Source organism: Streptomyces sp. NPDC052225 (assembly GCF_040679615.1).
GTDB lineage: Bacteria > Actinomycetota > Actinomycetes > Streptomycetales > Streptomycetaceae > Streptomyces.
The window spans coordinates 1-21,873 of the sequence record NZ_JBFAVD010000012.1 but is presented as its reverse complement, the minus strand read 5'-3'; the positions used below and the strand labels follow the sequence as shown (position 1 = coordinate 21,873).

At 71.7% G+C, this 21,873-nt stretch carries 22 protein-coding genes, 1 other RNA gene and 2 pseudogenes; 15 read left to right on the top strand and 10 right to left on the bottom strand.

Translation table 11 applies throughout. The features are described 5' to 3' along the window. Window positions 1-18 precede the first annotated feature (18 nt). Both AB0L37_RS19030 and AB0L37_RS19025 read right to left on the bottom strand, forming a co-directional pair. A complete protein-coding gene (locus AB0L37_RS19030) occupies window positions 19-735 on the bottom strand; it encodes an ABC transporter permease (protein WP_365506288.1) in 717 nt (238 codons plus the stop codon). Then, complete coding sequence (locus AB0L37_RS19025) at window positions 735-1,685, bottom strand: ABC transporter ATP-binding protein (RefSeq protein WP_365506285.1); 951 nt, start codon at window positions 1,683-1,685, stop codon at window positions 735-737. The genes AB0L37_RS19030 and AB0L37_RS19025 overlap by 1 nt, the downstream gene beginning before the upstream one ends. 273 nt (window positions 1,686-1,958) lie before the next feature. On the opposite strand from AB0L37_RS19025, the gene AB0L37_RS19020 reads away from it, so the two are divergent. The 3 genes from AB0L37_RS19020 (at window position 1,959) to AB0L37_RS19010 (ending at window position 5,040) form a co-directional block, all read left to right on the top strand. Continuing rightward, complete coding sequence (locus AB0L37_RS19020; protein WP_365506283.1) at window positions 1,959-2,813, top strand: MaoC/PaaZ C-terminal domain-containing protein; 855 nt, start codon at window positions 1,959-1,961, stop codon at window positions 2,811-2,813. 36 nt (window positions 2,814-2,849) lie between these two features. Continuing rightward, window positions 2,850-3,926 (top strand): Zn-dependent alcohol dehydrogenase, encoded by a 1,077-nt coding sequence (locus AB0L37_RS19015; RefSeq protein WP_365506280.1) that lies wholly within the window; start codon window positions 2,850-2,852, stop codon window positions 3,924-3,926. 172 nt (window positions 3,927-4,098) lie between these two features. After that, the gene (locus AB0L37_RS19010) at window positions 4,099-5,040 is read left to right on the top strand and encodes a 3-oxoacyl-ACP reductase (RefSeq protein WP_365506277.1); all 942 of its coding nucleotides are present in this window, start codon (window positions 4,099-4,101) and stop codon (window positions 5,038-5,040) included. Window positions 5,041-5,110: 70 nt separating this feature from the next. Here AB0L37_RS19010 and AB0L37_RS19005 read toward each other — a convergent pair whose 3' ends face one another. Both AB0L37_RS19005 and AB0L37_RS19000 read right to left on the bottom strand, forming a co-directional pair. After that, window positions 5,111-5,272 (bottom strand): hypothetical protein, encoded by a 162-nt coding sequence (locus tag AB0L37_RS19005; RefSeq protein WP_365506274.1) that lies wholly within the window; start codon window positions 5,270-5,272, stop codon window positions 5,111-5,113. A gap of 57 nt (window positions 5,273-5,329) precedes the next feature. After that, a complete protein-coding gene (locus tag AB0L37_RS19000; RefSeq protein ID WP_365506272.1) occupies window positions 5,330-6,481 on the bottom strand; it encodes a hypothetical protein in 1,152 nt (383 codons plus the stop codon). Between the two features lie 252 nt (window positions 6,482-6,733). On the opposite strand from AB0L37_RS19000, the gene AB0L37_RS18995 reads away from it, so the two are divergent. The 4 genes and pseudogenes from AB0L37_RS18995 to AB0L37_RS18980 all read left to right on the top strand — a co-directional run. Beyond that, entirely contained in the window at window positions 6,734-7,786 is a 1,053-nt protein-coding gene (locus AB0L37_RS18995) for an iron-siderophore ABC transporter substrate-binding protein (protein ID WP_365506269.1), read from the top strand. Between the two features lie 69 nt (window positions 7,787-7,855). Next, on the top strand, window positions 7,856-8,716 hold the full coding sequence (locus tag AB0L37_RS18990) for a Nif3-like dinuclear metal center hexameric protein (RefSeq protein WP_365506266.1): 861 nt from the start codon (window positions 7,856-7,858) through the stop codon (window positions 8,714-8,716). Continuing rightward, window positions 8,713-9,456: a C4-type zinc ribbon domain-containing protein gene (locus AB0L37_RS18985; protein ID WP_365506802.1), complete on the top strand. Its 744-nt coding sequence runs from the start codon at window positions 8,713-8,715 to the stop codon at window positions 9,454-9,456. The genes AB0L37_RS18990 and AB0L37_RS18985 overlap by 4 nt, the downstream gene beginning before the upstream one ends. Window positions 9,457-9,479: 23 nt before the next feature. After that, window positions 9,480-10,118: pseudogene (locus AB0L37_RS18980) on the top strand (histidine phosphatase family protein); the annotation flags it as partial. On the opposite strand, the gene eda reads toward AB0L37_RS18980, so the two are convergent. Further along, window positions 10,093-10,740, bottom strand: a complete 648-nt coding sequence (gene eda / locus AB0L37_RS18975; RefSeq protein WP_365506799.1) for a bifunctional 4-hydroxy-2-oxoglutarate aldolase/2-dehydro-3-deoxy-phosphogluconate aldolase — start codon at window positions 10,738-10,740, stop codon at window positions 10,093-10,095. The pseudogene AB0L37_RS18980 and the gene eda overlap by 26 nt on opposite strands. Window positions 10,741-10,823: 83 nt before the next feature. Beyond that, the gene (yaaA, locus tag AB0L37_RS18970; RefSeq protein WP_365506264.1) at window positions 10,824-11,606 is read right to left on the bottom strand and encodes a peroxide stress protein YaaA; all 783 of its coding nucleotides are present in this window, start codon (window positions 11,604-11,606) and stop codon (window positions 10,824-10,826) included. A 90-nt stretch (window positions 11,607-11,696) separates the two neighbouring features. On the opposite strand from yaaA, the gene AB0L37_RS18965 reads away from it, so the two are divergent. Then, entirely contained in the window at window positions 11,697-13,139 is a 1,443-nt protein-coding gene (locus tag AB0L37_RS18965; protein WP_365506262.1) for an RNB domain-containing ribonuclease, read from the top strand. Here AB0L37_RS18965 and AB0L37_RS18960 read toward each other — a convergent pair. Both AB0L37_RS18960 and AB0L37_RS18955 read right to left on the bottom strand, forming a co-directional pair. Continuing rightward, window positions 13,126-13,707: a hypothetical protein gene (locus AB0L37_RS18960; RefSeq protein ID WP_365506260.1), complete on the bottom strand. Its 582-nt coding sequence runs from the start codon at window positions 13,705-13,707 to the stop codon at window positions 13,126-13,128. The two genes, AB0L37_RS18965 and AB0L37_RS18960, sit on opposite strands and share 14 nt — an antisense overlap. Further along, window positions 13,704-14,468: a MerR family transcriptional regulator gene (locus tag AB0L37_RS18955; RefSeq protein ID WP_365506257.1), complete on the bottom strand. Its 765-nt coding sequence runs from the start codon at window positions 14,466-14,468 to the stop codon at window positions 13,704-13,706. The genes AB0L37_RS18960 and AB0L37_RS18955 overlap by 4 nt, the downstream gene beginning before the upstream one ends. 211 nt (window positions 14,469-14,679) lie before the next feature. Between AB0L37_RS18955 and AB0L37_RS18950 the strand changes: the two are divergent. The 3 genes and pseudogenes from AB0L37_RS18950 to AB0L37_RS18940 all read left to right on the top strand — a co-directional run bounded on the left by AB0L37_RS18950 (window position 14,680) and on the right by AB0L37_RS18940 (window position 16,689). Beyond that, window positions 14,680-15,258 (top strand): annotated as a pseudogene (locus tag AB0L37_RS18950) (Uma2 family endonuclease). Window positions 15,259-15,313: 55 nt separating this feature from the next. Further along, window positions 15,314-15,707: RNase P RNA component class A (gene rnpB, locus AB0L37_RS18945), an RNA gene on the top strand. Between the two features lie 346 nt (window positions 15,708-16,053). Next, entirely contained in the window at window positions 16,054-16,689 is a 636-nt protein-coding gene (locus tag AB0L37_RS18940) for a TetR/AcrR family transcriptional regulator (protein WP_365506254.1), read from the top strand. Between the two features lie 7 nt (window positions 16,690-16,696). Here the strand turns inward: AB0L37_RS18940 and AB0L37_RS18935 are convergent, their stop codons facing one another. Both AB0L37_RS18935 and AB0L37_RS18930 read right to left on the bottom strand, forming a co-directional pair. After that, complete coding sequence (locus AB0L37_RS18935) at window positions 16,697-17,365, bottom strand: ScbR family autoregulator-binding transcription factor (RefSeq protein WP_365506251.1); 669 nt, start codon at window positions 17,363-17,365, stop codon at window positions 16,697-16,699. Window positions 17,366-17,530: 165 nt separating this feature from the next. After that, window positions 17,531-18,298, bottom strand: coding sequence for a response regulator transcription factor (locus AB0L37_RS18930; protein ID WP_365506248.1), 768 nt, complete (start codon window positions 18,296-18,298; stop codon window positions 17,531-17,533). Window positions 18,299-18,754: 456 nt separating this feature from the next. On the opposite strand from AB0L37_RS18930, the gene AB0L37_RS18925 reads away from it, so the two are divergent. The 4 genes from AB0L37_RS18925 to AB0L37_RS18910 all read left to right on the top strand — a co-directional run. Further along, a complete protein-coding gene (locus AB0L37_RS18925) occupies window positions 18,755-19,678 on the top strand; it encodes a ScbA/BarX family gamma-butyrolactone biosynthesis protein (protein WP_365506245.1) in 924 nt (307 codons plus the stop codon). Window positions 19,679-19,704: 26 nt separating this feature from the next. Continuing rightward, window positions 19,705-20,637 carry an NAD-dependent epimerase/dehydratase family protein gene (locus AB0L37_RS18920; protein ID WP_365506243.1) on the top strand — a complete coding sequence of 311 codons (933 nt, stop codon included), beginning with the start codon at window positions 19,705-19,707 and terminating at the stop codon, window positions 20,635-20,637. A gap of 100 nt (window positions 20,638-20,737) precedes the next feature. Next, entirely contained in the window at window positions 20,738-21,730 is a 993-nt protein-coding gene (locus AB0L37_RS18915; RefSeq protein ID WP_365506240.1) for an aldo/keto reductase, read from the top strand. Between the two features lie 52 nt (window positions 21,731-21,782). Further along, a partial coding sequence (locus AB0L37_RS18910; protein WP_308427085.1) for a biotin carboxylase N-terminal domain-containing protein occupies window positions 21,783-21,873 on the top strand: 91 nt, incomplete at its 3' end.

Below are 21,873 nucleotides of genomic sequence, written 5' to 3'. Positions count from 1 at the left end.
TCCCGGTTCCCCCGTCCGTCAGATGGTCCGTGCCGCCCTGCGGTACGAGACCACAGCGTACGAACCGAAGGCCAGCAGCCAGCAGGTGAGGACGGCGACCGCCGCGAGCGACGGCGCGTGCCCGTCGGCGACCGCCGTGCCCAGCTGCGCGAAACGGTTGGTCGGCGTGAACGCGGAGACGTGCCGCAGCCACTCGGGGAACAGCGCCACCGGGAACCACAGCCCGCCGAGGACCGCGAGCCCCAGGTAGCAGAGCATGTTCATGCCGCCGAGCGCCTGCGAGGTCAGCCGGTAGCCGTTGCCGAGGCCCAGCATCGTGAAGGGCAGCGAGCCGAGCCACAGCAGCACCGCGATCACCGGCCACTTCCAGGCGTCCATCCGTACGCCGTTGACGAGCGCGCCCGCCAGCATCACCGCGAGGATCGCGGGCAGCACCGTCACCGCGCCCGTCAGGGCCCGCCCGATGACGCCCTGGCGCGGGGTCATCGGCGTGATCCGCAGTTGCCGCAGCCAGCCGATCGCCCGGTCCTCGGCGACCCCGCCCGCCGTGTTCAGGGCCGCACCGAGCGCCCCGTACGCGGCCATGCCGACCATCGAAGCCGTCTGCCAACTCCCTTCTGTCGAACCGATGTTGGTGAACAGGAGATACATCATCACCGGCATCGCCACCGTGCCGAGCACGAACCGTCCGTCGCGCAGCGTGCGCTTCACTTCGAGCCGCAGGTAGTCCCACATCACACACGCTCCAGGAGGTTCAGGTCTTCAGGGGTCGCGGTCAGTGCCATGAAGGCGTCGTCGAGGGAGGCCGCCCTGACCTCCAGATTCCGTACGGCGTCCAGCGCGGCCAGCGCCATCACCGTCGCGTCCGGGTCGTCGCTGCGCAGCCGTGCCCGGTCGCCGCGCACCTCCACGGACAGCACGCCCGGCAGCGCGGCGAGCCCCTCGGTGCCGCGCCCGGCGAGGTCGAAGGAGACGGAGCTGCCGCCGCCCGCCCGCCGCAGCTCGGCGCCGCTGCCGTCGGCGACGACCCGGCCGTGGTCGATCACCACGATCCGGTCGGCGTTGGTGTCGGCCTCCTCCAGGTAGTGCGTGGAGAACAGCACCGTGTGGCCGCGCCGTGCGTACGCCCGCATCGACGTCCAGAACGCGTGCCGCGCCTCCACGTCGAGCGCGGCGGTCGGCTCGTCGAGGACGATCAGCTCGGGGTTGCCGGCCAGCGCCACCGCGAACCGCACCCGCTGCGTCTGACCGCCGGAGAGTTTGTCGACGCGGCGGCCCGCGAGCTTCTCGATCCCCGCGAGCCGCAGCGCCTCCTTCACGTCCATGGGCGCCGGGTAGCGTCCGGCGACGAAGCCGACCAGTTCGGCGACGGTGACCCGGGGGACCGCGCGGCCCTCCTGGAGCATCGCGCCGACCCGCCCGGCGCGCACCGCGGTCTGCGGCTGCCCGCCGAACAGCTCGACGCGGCCCGCGTCCGGCTCGTCCAGGCCGAGCAGCAGCGAGATGGCGGTGGACTTGCCCGCGCCGTTGCGGCCGAGCAGCGCGACCGTCTCGCCCGCGGCGATCTCCAGGTCGAGCCCGTCGACCGCGCGGACGTCCCCGAAGGCCCTGACGGCCCCGGTGAAGCGCACGGTCGGGGGTGCGGTGTCGGTGTCGTGTCCGGTGTCCGGTGTCCTCGTCGTCATGGGTACGACGCTACGGAGCGGGGCGGGGGCCGCGGCAGATGCGCATGTCCGCACCTCGGCAGTACAAATGTCACAGCCGCCGTCCCGCACAGGGTTTCTGACTGAGCGTCAGGAAACCGCGCCGCGACTCTTCCCAACCCATCCGCTCTTGGCTATACATGGGGTCGCCGGGTGAATTGGAACAGGTTCTACCCGGCCCGCGACGACCTCGGTGCGACCGACGGTGCGGACGGCCGCACCGAGGTCTTGACGAACCTAGGAGCGTTCACCTCTATGCCCATCGACGCAGCGAAGGCCGTGGCCGCCGAGCCCAGGTCCGCCGAGATCGCCTGGGACCACAAGGACATCCAGCTCTACCACCTGGGCCTCGGCGCGGGGCTCCCCGCCACCGACCCCGACGAGCTGCGCTACACCCTGGAGTCGAAACTCCACGTCCTGCCCAGCTTCGCGACCGTCGCGGGCGCAGGCATGGGCGTCGTCGGCGGCCTGTCCGCACCCGGCGTCGAAGTGAACCTGGCGCATGTCCTGCACGGCGGCCAGACCATCGAGCTGCACCGCCCGATCCCGGTCAAAGGCAGCGCGACCACCACCTCGCGGGTCGCCGCCGTCTACGACAAGACCAAGGCCGCCGTCCTCGTGCTGCGCACCGAAGTCGCCGACACGGACGGCCCGTTGTGGACCGCCGACGCGCAGATCTTCGTACGCGGAGAGGGCGGATTCGGCGGTGAACGCGGGCCGTCCGAGCGCCTCGACGTCCCCTCCCGCGAGCCCGACCGCACGCTCGACCGCCCGATCCGGGAGGACCAGGCCCTGCTCTACCGCCTGTCCGGCGACTGGAACCCGCTGCACGCCGACCCCGAGTTCGCCAAGCTCGCAGGCTTCGACCGCCCGATCCTGCACGGCCTGTGCTCGTACGGGATGACGCTGAAGGCCGTCGTCGACACGCTCCTCGACGGCGACGTCTCCCGCATCACCCGCTACCGCACACGGTTCGCGGGCATCGTGTTCCCCGGCGAGACGCTGCGCGTGCGGATGTGGCGCGAGCCGGGGCGGGTGCAGGTGACGGTCTGCGCCGTGGAGCGCGACGAGGCGCCGGTCCTCGCGGACACCGTCGTCGAGCACAGCTGATTTCCCAGGTCCGTACACGCGAAGGAGCCGCACGCCATGCGAGCAGCCGTACTGCACGAGATAGGCCAGGACAAACTCGAGGTGCTCGACGACGTCGAGGCGGTCGGCTTCGGCCCCGGCAAGGTCCGCATCCGGGTCCGCGCGACCGGCCTGTGCCACTCCGACGTCTCCGCGATGAACGGGGTCCTGCCGCAGCCGGCGCCCTTCATCCCCGGCCACGAGGGCGCGGGCGAGATCACCGAAGTCGGCGACGGGGTCAGCGGCCTGACGGTCGGTCAGCGCGTGCTGGTGTGCTGGCTCCCGGCGTGCGGCGCCTGTCCCGCCTGCAAGCGCGGCCAGACCCAGCTGTGCCTCGCCGGGTTCATGAACGCCGGCACCCCCAACTTCAAGCGCCCCGGCGGCGACGTCTTCGGCTTCGCCGGGACCGGGACCTTCACCGAGGAGGTCGTCGTCGACGCGGGCTGCGCCGTACCGATCCCCGACGACGTGCCGTTCGACATCGCGGCGCTCATCGGCTGCGGCGTCACGACGGGGCTCGGCGCGGCCATCAACACCGCTGATGTGGCGGCCGGTTCATCGGTCGCGGTCATCGGCTGCGGCGGCGTCGGCATCTCGGCGATCCAGGGCGCCCGCCTCAAGGGCGCGGCGCAGATCGTCGCGGTCGACCCGGTGACGTCGCGGCGCGAGGCGGCCCTGAAGTTCGGCGCGACCGAGGCGGTCTCGCCCGACGAACTCGCCGACGCCAAGCAGCGGATCACGGCGGGGGAGGGCTTCGACTACGTCTTCGAGGTCGTCGGGAAGTCGGCGACGGCGCGCACGGCGTACGAGACGACGCGGCGGGGCGGCACGCTCGTCGTCGTCGGCGCGGGCGCCATGGACGACAACCTCCAGCTCAACATGTTCGAGCTGTTCTTCGACGAGAAGAAGATCCTGCCGTCGATGTACGGGGGCGGTGACGTCCTCACCTCGTACGAGCGGGCGATCGCGCTGTGGCGGGCGGGGCGGATCGACCTGGAGTCACTGATCACGCACCGGGTGCCGCTGGCGGAGATCAACGAGGCGCTGGACCAGATGAGGACGGGCTCCGCCCTTCGTACGTGCATCGAGATCTAGCGGCGCCTTCTTGGCCGGCCGCGGAGATGTGCCCCGTAAGGGGCGCGGGGAACTGCGCGACCAGCCACGACGGCGCCGCACCCGGCAATGAGGCGGGGGCCCCGGGGCTCTGCCCCGGACCCCGCTGCTCGATCGCCGCAGGGGCTTGAATTGGGAAGGGATCCGAATCCATATGGCAACGCCTCTCAAAGGGCGCACAGCGATCGTGACCGGGGCGGGCCGGGGACTCGGCCGCGCCGAAGCCCTGGAACTCGCCCGGCTGGGCGCGAACGTGGTCGTCAACGACTATGGCCAACCCGGCCGGGACGGCACGGGCAACGCCGACGCGGGCCCCGCGGAACAGGTCGCCCAGGAAATCCGCGCGGCAGGCGGCGCGGCCACCCAGCACACCGGCGACGTCGCCGACCACCAACAGGCCGCGGAACTCGTCCAGTTGGCGATCGACACGTACGGACAGCTGGACATCCTGGTCAACAACGCCGGCATCCTCCGCGACCGCATGATCTTCTCGATGACGGAGGACGAGTGGGACACCGTCATCCGCGTCCACCTCAAGGGCCACTACAACACCAGCCACTTCGCGGCCCGCCACTGGCGCGAGAGGTCCAAGGAGACCGGCGGCCCCGTCTACGGCCGCATCGTCAACACCTCCAGCGAGGCGTTCCTCGCGGGCAGCGCCGGACAGCCCAACTACGCGGCGGCGAAAGGCGGAATCGTCGGACTCACCACGTCCACCGCCCTCGCCCTCGCCAAGTACGGCGTCACCGCCAACGTCATCTGCCCGCGCGCCCGCACCCGGATGACCGAGGACGTCTTCGCCGGATTCGGTGTCCCGGACGAGGGCCGCCTCGACCCGCTCGCGCCCGAACACGTCGCACCGCTCGTCGGCTACCTCGCCTCGCCCGCCGCGGCGAACGTCAACGGGCAGCTCCTCGTCGTGCACGGCGGCATGGTCGCCGTCGTCGAACGCCCCAAGGTCCAGGCGAAGTTCGACTCCGCGAAGGACGTCTTCACGTACGACGAACTCGACGCGCTGCTCACCCCGCACTACAAGGACCGCCCCCCGAACGAGACGTTCGCGGCGGCGGAGGTGCTCGGCCTCAAGCACGACTGACGCACCGCGCAACGAAAAGAAGGGCCCGGCCGGAGCCGGGCCCTTCCCTCGTTCCTACGTACGCGAAGACCTACGCCTCCTGGGCGCGCGGCCCGCGGTGCCGCCCCCGCGGTTCGGGCTGCTCGCCGTGGGCGGGCGCCGTGGCGACCGCCCCCCGGTGCCGGCCCGAAGCGGAGGCCTCGCGGCGCTCCCGGCTGTCCGTCGTCACGTTCGTTCCGTTGGATTCCGCCATCGGAATACTCACCCCGTAAACCCTTTAACAAGATCCTTCACTTACAGCCGGGCGAGTCTAACCGCCCTGCTTGCGCCCTCCGAGAGGCGCCTGCCCCAACGGCACCGGACGGGGCGCGGCCGGTGTCTCGGGGACGACCGGAGCGGCCGGCCGGGGCGCCGGTGCCTCCGGCGCGGGTACCCGCGCGAGCCCGCACCGAACCTCCTCGGTGACGTAGGGGAGGGAAAGGATCCCGTCCCTCGACCAGAAGCCGGAACCCGCCAACCACCCCACCGGCGCCGCGAGTTGATGCATACGGTTCTCGACCGGGCGCCACACGCCGAGCCACGGCACCCCACCCTCCGGCCCGTCCACCCGCACCGCCACCGCGCAGCTCTCCGGCATCAGCGTCTGCCCGGGCTGGATCGCGAACGGTGTCGTCGTGCAGTCCGCGATACGCAGCGACTCCGGGAAGCGGATCGGCAGCGTACTGCCCAACACGCCCCAGCCGAGCCGGAGTTCACCCGGCGACGCCGCGTCCGAGCTGACCAGGATCAGGCCCGTGTCGAGGTCGGCGAGGAGCAGCCGGTCCTGACTGTCCTCCGTGATCTGGAGCAGCGCGGACACCTCGCCGCCCCGGTCCAGATCAACGGCGACCGACTTCACCGGGCCGCCCTCCACCGGCTCCCGGTCGAGCGCGAGCAGCCGCCCCGCACGGTCCAGCCACACCCCGCCGCCGCACCGCCCCGGCACCTCGGCCACGTGCTCGGGGCCGAACGAGCCGCCCGCCACCAGCCACACGTTCGTCGACGTCTCGCCGACGGCCAGGGCGTACGCGCAGCGCCCGTCCGGCGCCGGCGGCAGCAGCGTCAGCTCCGCACCGGCGCACTCCACGGCCCCGAGCGGCACCTCGCCCGTGCCGGGCCCGGTCGGATAGAGCAGCGAGAACAGGTGCCTGCCCGCCGCCTCGCGCCGGATCAGGACCCGGCCGTCGGTCAGCGGCAGCACCTCGGTGCCGGGCTCCTCGGGCTGGTTCCCGGGCAGCGGCACCGCGTACGGCTCGGGCCCGTCCAGGGTCCAGCGCTCGGGGAACCACGCCCCCGGGTCCGTACCGTCGCGTCCGTCGTGCGCGAGACGCGCCGCGTACGAGGCATCCGCCGTGATCACACAGCGGGCGGGCGGCACCTCCGGCCGCGCCCCGGTCGCGGTCTCGATGGCCAAGGCCGTCATGGGGATCTCTCACCTCCGCTTGTCCGCAGCCGAAACTAGTTTTCGCACGAACCTCCGTGGCACTCACGGCCTCCCGCTTCACACCAAAGGGTGGCGATGTCCGTAATCGGCTGAGAGTGCTGTGCCTGGTGTGCTCATGAACGCCTCACGCACCCCTCGCCGACCCCGGAACGCCGGATGTTAGGTTTGCCTAACCAAAACCTGTGGGTGCCCTGTGGTCCGCGGTGCCCCGCCACACCTGGAGATCAGCCGATGTCGATACGCCACCGCACCCGGATCGCGGCCACAGCCGTCACCGCTGTCGCCGCCCTCGCCCTCACCGCCTGCGGATCCGGCTCCGGCGACGACACCTCGGCCAAGAGCGACAACGGCGCGGGCTCCAAGAAGGTGGCCCAGGGCGGCGACGACTTCTCCAAGGCCGCCGAGCAGACCGCGGCGATGGGCACGAAGGCCGCCGCCGGCACGTTCCCGCGCACCGTCACGCACGCGATGGGCAAGACGGAGCTGAAGAAGAAGCCGCAGCGCGTCGTCGTCCTCGACGTCGGCGAGCTCGACAACGTCGTCTCCCTCGGCATCAAGCCCGTCGGCTACGCGCCCACCGAGGGCGACGAGGGCATCCCCTCGTACCTGAAGAAGGACGCGGGCAGCCCCAAGAACGTGGGCACGATCAACGCCCTCAACATGGAGGCCATCGCGAACCTCCACCCCGACCTGATCCTCGGCAGCGAGCTGCGCGCCGCCAAGCTCTACCCGCAGCTCTCGAAGATCGCGCCGACCGTCTTCTCCATCCGCCCGGGCTTCACGTGGAAGGAGAACTACCTCCTCAACGCCTCCGCCCTCGACGAGAAGGCCAAGGCCGAGGCGAACCTCGCCACGTACGAGAAGAACGTGAAGCAGCTCGGCGCCGATGTGAAGAAGTCCAACGGGGGCAAGGCCCCGACCGTGACGATGCTCCGCTACATGCCGGACCGCATCCGCCTCTACGCGAAGGCCTCCTTCATCGGCACGATCCTCGACGACGCCGGCATCCCGCGCCCGAAGAACCAGCAGATCGACGACCTGGCGACCGAGATCAGCCCGGAGAAGATCGACTCCGCCGACGCCGACTGGATCTTCACCGGCGTCTACGGCGACGCGAAGAAGACCCAGCGCGCCAGCGCCGAGGACAACCCGCTCTGGAAGAAGCTGGGCGCCGTCAAGAACGGACAGGCCAAGGACGTCCCCGACGAGACCTGGTACCTCGGCCTCGGCGTCACCGCCGCAGGCGAGGTCCTCAAGGACCTGCGGGCCGATCTCGTCAAGTAACCACGGCAAGTGACGACGTCAAGCAGCCACGCTTAGGGCTGGGGCGCGCAGCGCGGGTAACCTGTCTGCGTGCCCCGTCTGTCTGAAGTCACCGCCGCGCTCGACGCCCTCTGGCCCCCGGCCCTCGCCGAGGGATGGGACGCGGTCGGCACGGTCGCGGGCGACCCCGACGCCGAGGTGACCCGGGTCCTGTTCGCGGTCGACCCGGTCCAGGAGATCGTCGACGAGGCCGCCGACCTCGGCGCCGACCTCGTCGTCACCCACCACCCGCTCTACCTGCGCGGTACGACGACGGTGGCGGCGGACACCTTCAAGGGCAAGGTCGTCCACACCCTCATCAAGAACGACATCGCGCTGCACGTCGCGCACACGAACGCCGACAAGGCCGACCCCGGCGTGAGCGACGCCCTCGCCGGCGCCCTCGACGTCCGCGTCGTACGCCCCCTCGTGCCGGACCCGACGGACCCCTCGGGCCGCCGCGGCCTCGGCCGCGTCTGTGAGCTGGAACACCCCCTGACCCTGCGCGAACTGGCCGGCCGCGCCGCCGACCGGCTGCCCGCCACCGCGCAGGGCATCCGCGTCGCCGGCGACCCGGACGCGACGATCCGTACGATCGCCGTCTCCGGCGGCTCCGGCGACAGCCTCTTCGACGACGTACGCGCGAGCGGCGTCGACGCCTTCCTCACCGCGGACCTGCGCCACCACCCGGTGAGCGAGGCCCGCGAACACACCTCTCTGGCGCTGCTCGACGCGGCGCACTGGGCCACCGAGTGGCCCTGGTGCGAGCTGGCCGCCGCCCAGCTCGACGAGATCTCCGACCGGCACGGATGGGGACTCCGCGTCCACGTCTCGCGCACGGTCACCGACCCCTGGACCGCCCACGCGGCGTCCTCAGCAGCACCTCTCTCAACCCTTGGAGCCCCCAACTGAACGCCGCGCCCGCCGACCAGATCCGTCTTCTCGACGTCCAGGCCCTGGACGTACGCCTCCAGCAGCTCGCGCACAAGAAGAAGTCGCTGCCCGAGCACGCCGAGATCGAGCAGCTCACCAAGGACCTCACGCAGCTGCGCGACCTGCACGTCGCCGCGACGACGGAGGAGAGCGACTGCGCCCGTGAGCAGACCAAGGCCGAGCAGGACGTCGACCAGGTCCGCCAGCGCGCCGCCCGCGACCAGCAGCGCCTCGACTCCGGCGCCGTGACGTCGCCGAAGGACCTGGAGAACCTCCAGAAGGAGATCGCCTCGCTGGCCAAGCGCCAGGGCGACCTGGAGGACGTCGTCCTGGAGGTCATGGAGCGCCGCGAGTCCGCGCAGGAGCGCGCCGGCGAGCTGTCCGAGCGCCTCTCCTCGGTCCAGGCGAAGATCGACGACGCGACGTCCCGCCGGGACCAGGCGTCCGCCGAGCTGGACGCGGAGGCCGCCTCCATCACGAAGGAGCGCGAGGTCATCGCGGGTGCCATCCCCGGCGATCTCCTCAAGCTGTACGACAAGCTCCGCGACAAGGAGGGCGGCGTCGGCGCGGCCAAGCTGTTCCAGCGCCGCTGCGAGGGCTGCCGTCTGGAGCTCAACATCACGGAGCTGAACGAGGTCCGCGCCGCGGCCCCCGACGCCGTCGTCCGCTGCGAGAACTGCCGCCGCATCCTGGTCCGCACCTCGGAGTCGGGCCTGTAGTGAGTACCCCTGCGAAGGCGGTCGCGGCGCCCGATCTGGGCGCCCCGGCCGCCTTCGTGCTGCTCCGGCACGGCGAGACCGCGCTGACCCCGGAGAAACGCTTCTCCGGCAGCGGCGGCAGCGACCCGGAGCTGTCGGAGACGGGCCGTCGGCAGGCCGAGCGCACGGCCGCCGCCCTCGCCGGGCGCGGCACGGTCGAGGCGATCGTCTCGTCGCCCCTGAAGCGCTGCCGCCAGACCGCGGACACCGTCGCCGCCCGCCTCGGCCTCGACGTGAGCGTCGACGACGGGCTGCGCGAGACGGACTTCGGGGCGTGGGAAGGGCTCACCTTCAAGGACGTACGCGAACGCTTCCCGGACGACATGAACGCCTGGCTCGCCTCACCGCAGGCCGCGCCGACCGGCGGTGGCGAGAGCTTCGAGGCGGTCGCCGAGCGCGTCGCCGCCACCCGCGACCGGCTCACCGCCGCGTACCGGGGCCGCACCGTCCTCCTGGTCAGCCATGTCACGCCGGTCAAGACACTCGTCCGGCTCGCGCTCGGCGCGCCGCCCGAGGCGCTGTTCCGCATGGAGCTCGCGGCGGCGTCCCTGACCGAGATCGCGTACTACGCCGACGGCAACGCCAGCGTCCGCTTCCTCAACGAGACCGCTCACCTGCGATAAGGCTCGCCTCGCGGGCCAGCGCCTCGATGCGGCCCCAGTCCTTCGCGGCGACCGCGTCGCCGGGAAGCATCCAACTCCCGCCCACGCAGCCGACGTTCTCGAGCGTCAGGTACGAGAGCGCGTTCGCCGGGGAGATGCCGCCGGTGGGGCAGAAGCGGGCCTGCGGCAGCGGCCCGGAAAGCGACTTGAGGTAGGCCGCGCCACCGGCGGCTTCGGCAGGGAAGAACTTCATCTCCCGCACGCCCCGCTCAAGCAGCGCCACGACCTCCGACGTCGTCGAGACGCCGGGCAGGAACGGCACGCCCGACCCCTTCATGGCGACGAGCAGCGCGTCCGTCCAGCCGGGGCTGACCAGGAACCGGGCCCCGGCGGCCACCGAGTCGGCGACGTTCGCGGGGGAGATCACCGTGCCCGCGCCGACGACCGCGTCCGGCACCCCGTCGGCGATGGCCCGTATCGCGTCGAGCGCGGCGGGCGTGCGCAGGGTCACCTCGATCGCGGGCAGGCCGCCCGCGACGAGCGCCCGAGCGAGCGGCACCGCGTCGGCGGCGTCCTCCACGACGACGACGGGGACGACGGGGGCGAGATCGAGCACGGAGGCGGCAGCGGGCGCGGCAGGCATCGGAGGCATGGTGCCATCCTGCCCCGGCGCGCGCAGCATGCGCAAAGGGCGTTGCGCATGCTGCAACGCAAGTGCTTTCGGTGTCAGTGAACCTCGTCCACCAGCACGTCCAGGCTCCACGCCCGCCCGGCCTTCGCGGGCGCCTCGACCTCCACCTCGTACCCGAGATCGCGCAGGACCTCGACGAGTTCGGCGGGCCCCGACGGCGCCGCCCCCGACGTCAGCAGGGACCGTACGATCCGGCCCTTGGTCGCCTTGTTGAAGTGGGAGACGACCTTGCGGGTCGGCGCGTGCAGCACCCGCACACCGGCCGTGCGCCCGGCGACCTCGCCCTTCGGCTTCCAGGCCGCCGCGTACGCGGCCGACCGCAGATCGAGCACGAGCCCGTCCCCGGCCGCCTCCGGCATCACCTCGGCCATCGGCGCCCGCCAGTGCGCGCCGAGCGCGCCGAGCGCGGGCAGCTTCACGCCCATCGAGCAGCGGTAGGTGGGGATCCTGTCGGTCACGCGGACCGCGCCCCACAGCCCGGAGAACACCAGCAGCGAGCGCGCCGCCCGCTTCTTCGCGGCCGTGTCGAGCGAGGCCAGGTCCAGGGCGTCGTACAGCACGCCGGTGTAGATCTCCCCGGCGGGACGTGCGCCCGCCGTGCGCAGCTCGGTGTTCTTCGCGACCTCGCCGCGCAGCCCCTCGCTCAGCCCGAGCACGTCACGGGCCTTCTCCTCGTCGGCGGCGCACAGCTCGACCAGCTCGTCGAGGACGGCGGCCCGCGCCGCGGCGAGCCCCGGCAGGCTCAGCCCCTCGGGCTTCAGCGGCGCCCCGCGTCCGGAAGCGGCCTTACCCTCCGACGGCGGCAACAGCACAAGCACGGGCGCTCCTCAGACACGTACGGGATCACAGGTTTTCCGCGGTTCAGCGTACGGCGTGCCGAGGCCGCCTCGGCGTCCTAGGCTCGACGCATGCCCCGCCGCCACCTTCGTGTGACCGGCGCAGCACAGGCCCCGCTCGGTGCCGTGCTGCGCGAGCTGCGAACGACGCTGGACGTGCCCGAGGAGTTCCCCGCCGACGTCCTCGCCGAGGCGGAGGCGGCCGCCGCGCGGCCCCGGCTGCCGGACCGGGACGAGACGGCGATCCCCCTCTTCACCATCGACCCGCCCACCTCCACCGACCTCGACCAGGCCATGCACCTGTCCCGGCGGCCCGGCGGCGGCTACCGCGTGCGGTACGCGATCGCGGACGTCGCCGCCTTCGTCACCCCGGGCAGCGCCCTCGACGCCGAGGCGCACCGCCGCGTGACGACCCTCTACTTCCCGGACGAGAAGGTCCCGCTGCACCCGCCCGTGCTCAGCGAGGGCGCGGCCAGCCTGCTGCCCGGCCAGACCTGCCCGGCCGTCCTGTGGACGATCGACCTCGACGCGGACGGGCGGACCGAGACCACCGACGTCGTACGGGCCCTCGTGCGCAGCCGCGCCAAGCTCGACTACGAAGGCGTGCAGCGGGCCATCGACGACGGCACCGCCGAGGAGCCCCTCGCCCTGCTCAAGGACGTCGGAACCCTGCGCGAGGCGCGGGAGGTCGAGCGCGGCGGCATCTCCCTGAACGTGCCCGAGCAGGAGATCGTCGTCAGCGACGGCGCGTACGCGCTGGCCTACCGCGCCCCGCTGCCCGCCGACTCCTGGAACGCCCAGATCTCCCTGCTCACCGGCATGGCCGCCGCCGACCTGATGCTCGCCGCGGGCACCGGCATCCTGCGCACCCTGCCCGCCGCCCCGGACGGCGCGGTCGGCCGGCTTCGGCGCACCGCGAAGGCGCTGCACATCGACTGGCCGCACCACGTGGCGTACGCGGAACTCGTGCGCTCCCTCGACCCCCGGGATCCGCACCACGCGGCGTTCCTCCAGGAGTGCACGACGCTGCTGCGCGGCGCGGGCTACACCGCGTTCCACGGCGGCGAGGTGCCCGAGCTCGCCACGCACGCCGCCGTCGCCGCGCCCTACACCCACTGCACGGCCCCGCTGCGCCGCCTCGTCGACCGCTACGCGTCCGAGCTGTGCCTGGCCGCGTGCAACCAACAGGGCGTCCCCGAATGGGTGTTGACCGCCCTCGACAACCTCCCGAAGGAGATGGCGGAGGGCACGCGGCGCGGGAACACCGTGGAGCGCGAGTGCGTCGACATCGTCGAGGCGGCCCTCCTGGAGAACCGGATCGGCGACATGTTCGACGCGGTCGTCGTGGACGTGAAGGACCACGAACCGGCCGTCGGTACCGTCCAGTTGACCCAGCCCGCCGTCGTCGCCCGCGTGGAGGGAGGCACCGCCGCGCTGCCCCTGGGCGAGCGCCTTCGCGTACGGCTCACGCAGGCGGATCCGGGACGGGCGAAGGTCCAGTTCACGCCCGCATGAGGCTTTTGAGTGCCCGTGCGAGCCGCTCGGGATCCTCCGCGTGCAGCCGGACGACACGGACGTCCACGGCGCGCCCGAGCAGCGTCACGTGCCGTACAGGGGTGGCGAGTTCGACGACGACACTGGTCTGCGCGCCGACGTCCAGGTTCAGCTCGCCCTCGACCGGCGTGTGCGTGTACCGGTTCTCACGGCGCACCGCCGCGATCCGCTCCACCGGTATCCACAGATCGACCTGCGCGCCGCGCCGCACGCGCAGCGCGTCGCCGGTCAGGACGTGCGGCCGGGTCACCGCCGCCGCGTGCAGCCCGAGCACCATGACGACGGTGTAGACGTCGAGGACGAGCACGACCCGGTGCAGCACCGGATGGTCGCGGAGCAGCACGGCCATCCCGACGCTCTCCACAAGGCAGACGAACGCGAAGCCGTACATCATGGCCGCCTGCCCGCGGGCGTACGGGAACGCGCTCGCCCCCGCCGGGACGCCGTGCCGGCGCCGCGCCACCCACCGGCCGAGACTCCCGAGCATCCGCAGCTCGTGCCCGGCGAGCAGCCGCAGCGCGCCGCTCATGGCGCACCGCCGTCGGCCGCGATGCGCAGGGCGAGGCGGAGCGCCGCCGCCTGGGCGGGGGAGAAGTCGGCGAGAAAGGCGTCGAGCAGCGGACTGTCCTGCCAGCCCTCCTCGCCCGCCGGAAGGCTGTCGGGCAGGCAGGCCAGCAGGGCGTGCGCGGCCTCGGTGACCCGGGGGTCGTCCGGCTCGGCGTCGGCGAGGGCGTCGAGCCGGGCGTACACGTCGCGGGCCGCGTCGAGGGCGCCCGGCTCCGTGAGCGCGGGCACCAGCGCCGCCATCAGCCGCTCCCGGGCCTCGGGCGGGGCCGCGGTGTCGATCAGGGCGAGCACCTCCCGGTCCTTCACGGCCATCGGCGACTCCTGGTCGACCTCCCCCAACTCGCTGAACAGCGCGGCCAGTTCGGGCGAGAGCGGCCCCTCCGCCGGCAGCCGCCCCCGCTCGGCCTCGGTGAGCAGCGCACGCAGCCGCGCCCGGCGCTCACGAATCGCGCTCTCCTGCCGCGCCAGGTCGGCGTCCAGCTCGGCGAGCACCTCGACCAGCTCGCGCCCGGCGTCGTCGGCCAGCACGTCCCGCACCTCACCGAGCCCGAGCCCCAGCTCCGTCAGCCGCCGGATCCGGGCCAGCTCGACCGCGTGCCGCAGCCCGTACTCCCGATACCCGTTCCCCAGCCGCTCGGGCTCCGGCAGCAGCCCGAGGTGGTGATAGTGCCTGATGGCGCGTGTGGTGAGGCCGACGATGCCGGCCAGCTCTCCGATCCGCATGACCTCAGTAGAAACGTTGACGCTACGTGAGGGTCAAGCGCGACGTGCCCCGCGCCCCGAAGCCACCGACACCCCACCCCCCCTTCCCATCCCCGAACCCTGACCGAGGCCGCGCGCCTGCGCCACGATCGAGGGAACAACCCCCGATCCGAGGGACGGCTGATCACCGATGTCCCAGTCCGGCGAGCGACCGAAGAAGGGACGTGATGGCATGACTGCTCTCGCGCACGAGCCGCTCACCCCGGCAGAGGTCCTGCTGGAGGGCTTCCTCTCCCTCGACACCCCGGAAGGCTTCCGGGCGGAACTGATCCAGGGGGAGATTGTCGTGACGCCGCCGCCGGACGGGGACCACGAGGACTACATCAACCTGATCCTGAAGCAGGTCATCAGGCGTTCCCGGACCGATATGGACTTCTCCGGGAACAAGGGGCTGAAGCTGCTCGCGGGCGGAGACTGCCCGTGAAACCACCTGATCCCCGACGGCACGTTCGCGCCCACCGAACGCCGCCTCTTCCGCGGCGCCGGCCCCTGGATGCCCTGCGAGGGCGTCGCCATGGCGGTCGAGGTGACCTCCTCCACGCCGCAGCGGGACCGGGAGACCAAGCGGCGCTGCTACGCCCAGGGCGGCATCCCCCTCTACCTCCTCATCGACCGCGACAAGTCCTCCGTGACCCTGCACAGCGACCCCGTGAAGGGCGACTACCGGCAGTCCTGCACGCTCCCCTTCGGCAAGGCCCTGACGCTCCCCGAGCCCTTCGGCTTCGACCTGGAGACGGCCGACTTCGTCTGATCCGGCTCCGTCCACCGCGCCGCGCGACCCCGGGTACCATGGTCGACACGGCAGACGAGCCGGGCGGGCGGCCGCGTGGGGTTCTCCGGAACCTCCCGAGGAACGTCCGGGCTCCACAGGGCAAGGTGGTGGCTAACGGCCACCCGGGGTGACCCGCGGGACAGTGCCACAGAAAACAGACCGCCCAGCTCGCTGGGTAAGGGTGAAACGGTGGTGTAAGAGACCACCAGCGCCTGAGGTGACTCAGGCGGCTAGGTAAACCCCACCTGGAGCAAGGTCAAGAGGAAGCACCTCGGTGCTTCTGCGCGAACGATCGAGGGCTGCCCGCCCGAGTTCGCGGGTAGACCGCACGAGGCCGGTGGCAACGCCGGCCCTAGATGGATGGCCGTCGCCGGGGGCCCCGCGAGGAACCCCCGGAACAGAACCCGGCGTACAGCCCGACTCGTCTGCCTTTACGGCCCTGACCGGGGTTTTCCCCGGGGCGGGGCCGTTTGGTGTTTGGGGTGGTGGGCGCGGCTGCACGGTGAGCGCGCCGTCCGTCGACGCTGCCGGGCTGTCGGCGTGAACCCCGGGCGTGCCGTCAGCAGCTCTCCAGAAAACATACAGACCTGTACGCCGGTTGGCTGGGATGCGTCGGCATTTGTGGCTGCTTCGTGCGAGTTCGAATCGGAGGCTTCGACGGCTACCCAAGAAAACAGGCACGGTTGTATGGTTCTTGAGGGGAGAAGGCGCTGTCCAGGCGTCTCCTCCTTGTCGTGCTGAGAGCTGTTGTCGTACCAAGCAAGGGGCTACGCGATGCAGAAACGGTCGCAAACTTCCCGTGAGGTCATCGTGCGGGCCACCGCGGAACTCATAGCGGCCGGCCGGCCCGCTGACGCGGGGCTGGTCAATATCTGCAATGCCGCGGGGGTGACCCGTGGTGCGCTCTACCACCACTTCCGCTCCATCGCGACGCTGGTGGGAGAGGTCCACGAGCAGGCCAGGGGGCGTGTCCTCGCGCTGGTCGGCGAGAGTTTCGCCCGCCGGGACGCGGAGGCGCCCGCGCACTTCAGCGCCGCGCTCGGCGAGGCGCTGACGGACGATCACCTGGTGCGTGCGGGGCTGCGGCTGGCGCCCGACGGCACCGAGGAGCCGCCGCGGCTGCGTGAGGAGATGCTCGAGCGGGTGCGGGCCGAGATCCTGGCGGGAGCGCCCGAGACCGCCGACCGGTCGGTGCTGGCGGACCTCGCGGTCGTGGTCATCGCGGGCCTGGAGTCCCTGGGGTACGCCGACAGGGACTGGTGGAGCCGGGGGAGCGCCAAGCGGATCTGGGACGTGCTGCTGCCGCTGTTCGCCGAAGCGGGGCCGGACGGCGCCGAGGGCGGGGCCGGGAGCGGGCCGGTCACGGGTCCCGCGCGGGCCGCGGAAGTGTCGGGCCGGCCGTCGGGCTGACCCTCCGTCAGGCCCGGTCGCCGGTCTGGACCGCGGCCTCGGCGCGGGCCTGGTCGGTGGCGAGGAGGGACGCGGGCGGCGGGCCGACGCGCAGGTGGCCGATCAGACCGGGGCTGGCGATGCCGGGCAGCAGGAACCGCCACATCGCACTGAGCCGCTCGGGCAGGTCCTCGCGGTCCGTGTAGACGTGGGACATCACCTGGAGTCCGGTGAACGAGCCGAGGATCACGGTGGTGGCGTCGTCCAGGTCGATGCCCGGCAGGATCTCGCCGTGGTTCTGAGCCTGTGCCAGGAGGCCCTGGATGGCCTCCATCGACTGCTCGTAGGGCGTATTGGCCGGGCGGGGGAACGACGTCTTCTCCACCGCCAGACGCACGCTGGCCCGCAGCACCGGATCGCACCGGAGCTGGGCCGCGAAGGCGTAGGACAGATCGATGATCGACTGGAGCCTGGTCGGCCGCTCGGGGGCGGCGAGAGCTCCGCTGTGCGCCTCGAACAGCGCTGTCGCGATCGACTCCTTGGAGCGGAAGTGGTGGTACAGCGCGCCACGGGTGAGACCGCTGCGCGCGAGGATCTCGTTGGTGCTCGCCGCGTCGTACCCGTGGAGGTCGAACACTTCGGCGGCGGCCTCCAGGATCGCTTGCCGCGACCGCGCTCCGCGTTCCTGCTTCGCCATACCCGGGTCCTCACCGCTCGCACTGTCAAAACAGACAAGTCTGCATTGTACTTGGCCGCGGCGAACTCGCCAGAGGCGTGCGGGGGGCGAACCGGAATTTCTTCGTCCGGGATCGCCGGGTGCACTGGCGCCGACGGCGGGGGCGCCAGTGCACCGGACCGCCTGTCACGGGCCGCCCAGGCGGAAACCGACACCGCGGACCGTCACGATCCAATGGCTGGATCCGAGCTTGCTGCGCACGCTGCTGACGTGTGTGTCGATGGTACGGCCCTTGTGCGACCAGGCGTCGTCCCAGACCTGGGTCATCAACTGCCGCCGGGAGACCACCGCGCCCGGCTGGATCGCGAGGGCGTGCAGCAGGTCGAACTCCTTGCGTGTGAGGTCGATCGGGCGGTCGTACAGCGTGATCTTGCGGACGTCGGCGTCGATGCGCAGCGGGCCGTGCTCGATCGTGCGGACCGTCGGCGACGGCCTGACCCGGCGCATCACCGCCTCCATGCGGGCGAGCAGTTCGTGGAATCCGTACGGCTTGACCATGTAGTCGTCCGAGCCGGCCTGTAGCCCGAGGACGCGGTCGAGCTCGCTGCCGCGTTCCGTGACGGCGATGATCGGGGTGTCGCTCATCGCGCGGATGCTGCGGCACACCTCCAGGCCGTCGAGATCGGTCAGGTCGAGGTCGAGCAGGATCAGGTCGGCCTGGCGGTGCACCCGCAGGGCCTGGCTTCCTGTGGTCACGCTCTCGGCCCGGTATCCACGTCGAATCAGGTCCTGGGCCAGCGCTTTCGCCGCGCGCTCCTCGTTCTCGACGACCAGGATGCGCAGAGCGGGGTGGGTGACCGGGACGTGCAGCCGGGGTGTGGCGGGGTGCGCGTGCCGGGGTGCGGCGGGGCGCGGGGCAGGGGGTGCGGACAGGTCAGCTACCTGCTGATTCAACTGGTCCTCCTTGAGCGTGCCGGTGTGGGCCGGCGATGGATGCTCGTGTCGAAGTTCAGGTGCTCCAGGACGATAACAAACAGACTTGTCTGATTGTCAATGATGCAACGGAAGGGCGCCATTGGCTAGCCGTATGCCGTTCTACCAGCGATGATTATCGAGAAGTGGCCATTTGTACCGGCCTCACAAGGGGGTCGAGGTGCCGGTGCGGCAGGGTTAAGAACAGGTAAAGCTGTCTGTTCTTCGGTCTCCTCGCGTGGCGTGGCCGCTGCGCAGCGTGCGCGAGGGGCGCCAGGGCCTTTGCGGATTCCCACCTTCCGGTCTTTCATGGCGGCAAGGGAGAACTTTTACTTGATTTACCCAACAGACCTGTCTGTATTTTATTGGGTGTGTGGATCGGGGGCTGTTGCCGCACGACAGCTCCCTCCTGCCCATCAACAGACAGGAGCGCCAGCCATGACCGTGATGCTCGACTCCGCTCTCCCCACGTTCACCACGACCGTCCCGCGCGAGTACGTCCACCGCGCCGCTGTCTCCGAAGTCCTGCTCACCGGCTGGCGGGCGGCCGACGAGCCCCACGCCTTCGTCGTGAGCTGCCAGTGGCCGCGCGGCCACGCGCTCTTCGCCCAGTCGGGCGGCTACCAGGACCCGATGCTCCTGGTCGAATCCGTCCGCCAGGCGGGAGTGCTGCTCGCGCACGCCGAGTTCGGAGTCGAGTTCGGCAACCAGTTCCTCATGGGCGCGATGCACTTCGTCGCCACGCCGCCGCTGTTCCTCGCCACGCCCGTCCCGACGGAAGTCGAACTGCACGTGGTGTGCCGCGACATCGTCCGGCGGGGCAAGAGCCTCGCCGGCATCCGCTACGAAGTGACCGCCCAGATCGGCGGAGTGGCCCTGGCCAACGCCGTGGGCGCCATGAACTGCATACGGCCGAACGTCTACAAGCGCCTCAGAGGCGAGCGGTCCACCCGTTGCGACCGGCTGCCCGGCGCGCCGATCGACCCGGCCCGGGTGGGCCGCACCGACCCGCAGCACGTCGTCCTGTCCGAGCACCCGGGCGGCACGGGCAACCAGTGGGAGCTGCGTGTCGACTGCACCCACCCGATCTTCTTCGACCACCCCGTGGACCACGTCCCCGGCATGGTGCTCCTCGAGGCGGTCCGGCAGGCGGCTCACGCCGTCACCGGCATGACCGACGGCCTCATCGTCGGCCTGGACAGCTCCTTCGAGCGGTACGCGGAACTCGACGAGGTCTGCGTCGTCGAGGCGGAGCCGACGGGCGTCGACGCCGCCGGCGACGTCGAGGTCCGGGTGCGGGGACTGCAGAGCCGTGGACCCGTCTTCGAAGCCGCCGTGACCCTGCGGCCGCGCGGCCACTGACTCCTCCTACGACCGGAGCCCCCCACATGCCGAACATTCTGATCACGGGAGCAGGCGGGTTCGTCGGAACCCACGTCGCCCGCGAAGCGGCCCGCTGCGGCGGCCGGCTGACCCTGACCTCGCACCGCCGTCCGCCGCAGCCGCCCGGCGAGGGCCGGTACCGGACCGTCCGGGTGGACCTCGCGGACCCCGACTCGCTGCGTGGTCTGTGCGACGGCGTCGACGTCGTGCTGCACTGCGCCTCGCAGATCGGCGGCACGCCCGAGGCCAACGAGGCCGTCAACGCCCGCGGAACCGAGGCTCTCTGCGCCGAGGCCCGGCGCGCCGGAGTCTCCCGCATCGTGTACCTCAGCACCGCCTCCGTCTACGGGCGCGGCACCTTCCGCCGCGCCCGCCCCGAACACCTCCCGCGCAACCCGATATCGCCCACGTCGCGGACCCGGGCCGAGGCGGAGGACTCCGTCCTGGCCGCAGACGGGATCGTGCTGCGCCCCTACCTGGTGTACGGACCCGGTGACACCTGGGTCGTGCCGGGGCTCGGCCGGCTGCTGCGGGCGCTGCCCGGCACCCCGGTCGGCTGGGACGCCCGGCTCTCCGTCATCGCCGTGGCCGAACTGGCCGCACTGCTCGTGGCGGTGGGACTCGCCCCGCGCGAGCGGCTGTCGTCGTCCGTCTACCACGCGACGCACCCGGAACCGGTCGCCGCGGCCGCACTGCTGCGCGGGGTGGCCGACGGCCTGCGACTGACACGGGGGCGCTGCCTCATGGGCCCGGCGCAGGCCAGGGCCCTGCCCTGCGACAACGGGGCCGTCAGCCGCGCGGTGGACATGCTGGCCACCGACCACTGGTTCGACAGCGCGCCGCTCTGGGACGACCTGAACCGCCCGGCAGGCACCGGCTGGGACGCGGACGTATCGCGCATGGACGAGTGGTACCCGCAGTGGGCGGCCGCGGCCTGAGCCGGTCACCCGCCGTCCGTGCCCCGCCGGCCCGCCCGGCCCGCACGACGACACACACCAACCCCGACCCATCCCGCACTACCCGTAAGGACTGGCACGCGTGGAATACACCCACCTCGGCCGCAGCGGACTCTCCGTGTCCCGCCTCGTTCTCGGCACGATGAACTTCGGGACGCAGACGTCCGAAGCGGACAGCCACACCATCATGGACCGTGCGCATGAGCGCGGTATCAACTTCTTCGACACGGCCAACGTGTACGGCACACGCCCGGGGGAGCAGCCCACGGAGCCGATCATCGGCCGCTGGTTCGCCGCCGGATCCGGGCGGCGCGAGAAGACCGTCCTCGCCACCAAGGTCTATCTCCCGACGGGTGGTTGGCCCAACGAGTCGTACCTGTCGGCGCTGAACATCCGCCGCGCCTGCGAGGCGTCGCTGAAGCGCCTCGGCACCGACTACCTCGACGTGTACCAGATGCACCACGTCGACCGGAGCACGCCGTGGGAGGAGATCTGGGAGGCGTTCAGCGTCCTGCGCCAGCAGGGCAAGGTGCTGTACTTCGGCTCGTCCAACTTCGCCGGCTGGCACATCGCCCAGGCGCAGGAGGCCGCCAGGTCCCGGCACTTCCTGGGCCTCGTCAGCGAGCAGTCCAGGTACAACCTGATGACCCGCTGGGTCGAGCTGGAAGTGCTGCCCGCCGCCCGCCACTACGGCCTCGGTCTGATCCCCTGGGGGCCGTTGAACGGCGGTGTGCTCGGCGGCGTCCTGCGCAAGATGCGCGACGGCGGCGCGGGGCGCGGCACCAGCGGGCACTCGGCGGGCCTGCTCGCCCAGCACCACGACACCGTGGAGGCGTACGAGAAGCTGTGCTCCGAGATCGGTGAGGACCCCGCGCACGTCGGACTCGCCTGGCTGCTCGCCCAGGAAGGGGTGACGGGCCCGATCATCGGCCCGCGCACGGCCGAGCAGCTCGACGGCTCGCTGCGCGCGCTGACGATCCGGCTCGACGACGCGATCCTGGCGAAGCTGGACCAGCTGTTCCCGCCGCCCGGCCCGAACGGGGCCAAGCCGGCGCCCGAGGCGTACGCGTGGTGACCGGGGCCGGAGCGGCCGTAACCCTTCCGACTTTGAGCAGAAGTGAGACATCGTGCGCAAGGTGCTCATCGCCAACCGTGGCGAAATCGCTGTCCGCGTGGCCCGGGCGTGCCGGGACGCCGGGATCGCGAGCGTTGCCGTCT

Excerpts from the sequence above, each read along its gene's own strand:
- AB0L37_RS19015 (WP_365506280.1), top strand. The coding sequence starts at position 2,850 with ATGCGAGCAGCCGTACTGCACGAGATAGGCCAGGACAAACTCGAGGTG.
- AB0L37_RS19020 (WP_365506283.1), top strand. The coding sequence starts at position 1,959 with ATGCCCATCGACGCAGCGAAGGCCGTGGCCGCCGAGCCCAGGTCCGCC.
- AB0L37_RS19000 (WP_365506272.1), bottom strand. The coding sequence starts at position 6,481 with ATGACGGCCTTGGCCATCGAGACCGCGACCGGGGCGCGGCCGGAGGTG.
- AB0L37_RS19010 (WP_365506277.1), top strand. The coding sequence starts at position 4,099 with ATGGCAACGCCTCTCAAAGGGCGCACAGCGATCGTGACCGGGGCGGGC.
- AB0L37_RS18925 (WP_365506245.1), top strand. The coding sequence starts at position 18,755 with ATGACCGTGATGCTCGACTCCGCTCTCCCCACGTTCACCACGACCGTC.
- eda (WP_365506799.1), bottom strand. The coding sequence starts at position 10,740 with ATGCCTGCCGCGCCCGCTGCCGCCTCCGTGCTCGATCTCGCCCCCGTC.
- AB0L37_RS19005 (WP_365506274.1), bottom strand. The coding sequence starts at position 5,272 with ATGGCGGAATCCAACGGAACGAACGTGACGACGGACAGCCGGGAGCGC.
- AB0L37_RS18960 (WP_365506260.1), bottom strand. The coding sequence starts at position 13,707 with ATGAGCGGCGCGCTGCGGCTGCTCGCCGGGCACGAGCTGCGGATGCTC.
- AB0L37_RS18935 (WP_365506251.1), bottom strand. The coding sequence starts at position 17,365 with ATGGCGAAGCAGGAACGCGGAGCGCGGTCGCGGCAAGCGATCCTGGAG.
- AB0L37_RS18940 (WP_365506254.1), top strand. The coding sequence starts at position 16,054 with ATGCAGAAACGGTCGCAAACTTCCCGTGAGGTCATCGTGCGGGCCACC.
- AB0L37_RS18955 (WP_365506257.1), bottom strand. The coding sequence starts at position 14,468 with ATGCGGATCGGAGAGCTGGCCGGCATCGTCGGCCTCACCACACGCGCC.
- AB0L37_RS19025 (WP_365506285.1), bottom strand. The coding sequence starts at position 1,685 with ATGACGACGAGGACACCGGACACCGGACACGACACCGACACCGCACCC.
- AB0L37_RS19030 (WP_365506288.1), bottom strand. The coding sequence starts at position 735 with ATGTGGGACTACCTGCGGCTCGAAGTGAAGCGCACGCTGCGCGACGGA.
- AB0L37_RS18995 (WP_365506269.1), top strand. The coding sequence starts at position 6,734 with ATGTCGATACGCCACCGCACCCGGATCGCGGCCACAGCCGTCACCGCT.
- AB0L37_RS18920 (WP_365506243.1), top strand. The coding sequence starts at position 19,705 with ATGCCGAACATTCTGATCACGGGAGCAGGCGGGTTCGTCGGAACCCAC.
- AB0L37_RS18965 (WP_365506262.1), top strand. The coding sequence starts at position 11,697 with ATGCCCCGCCGCCACCTTCGTGTGACCGGCGCAGCACAGGCCCCGCTC.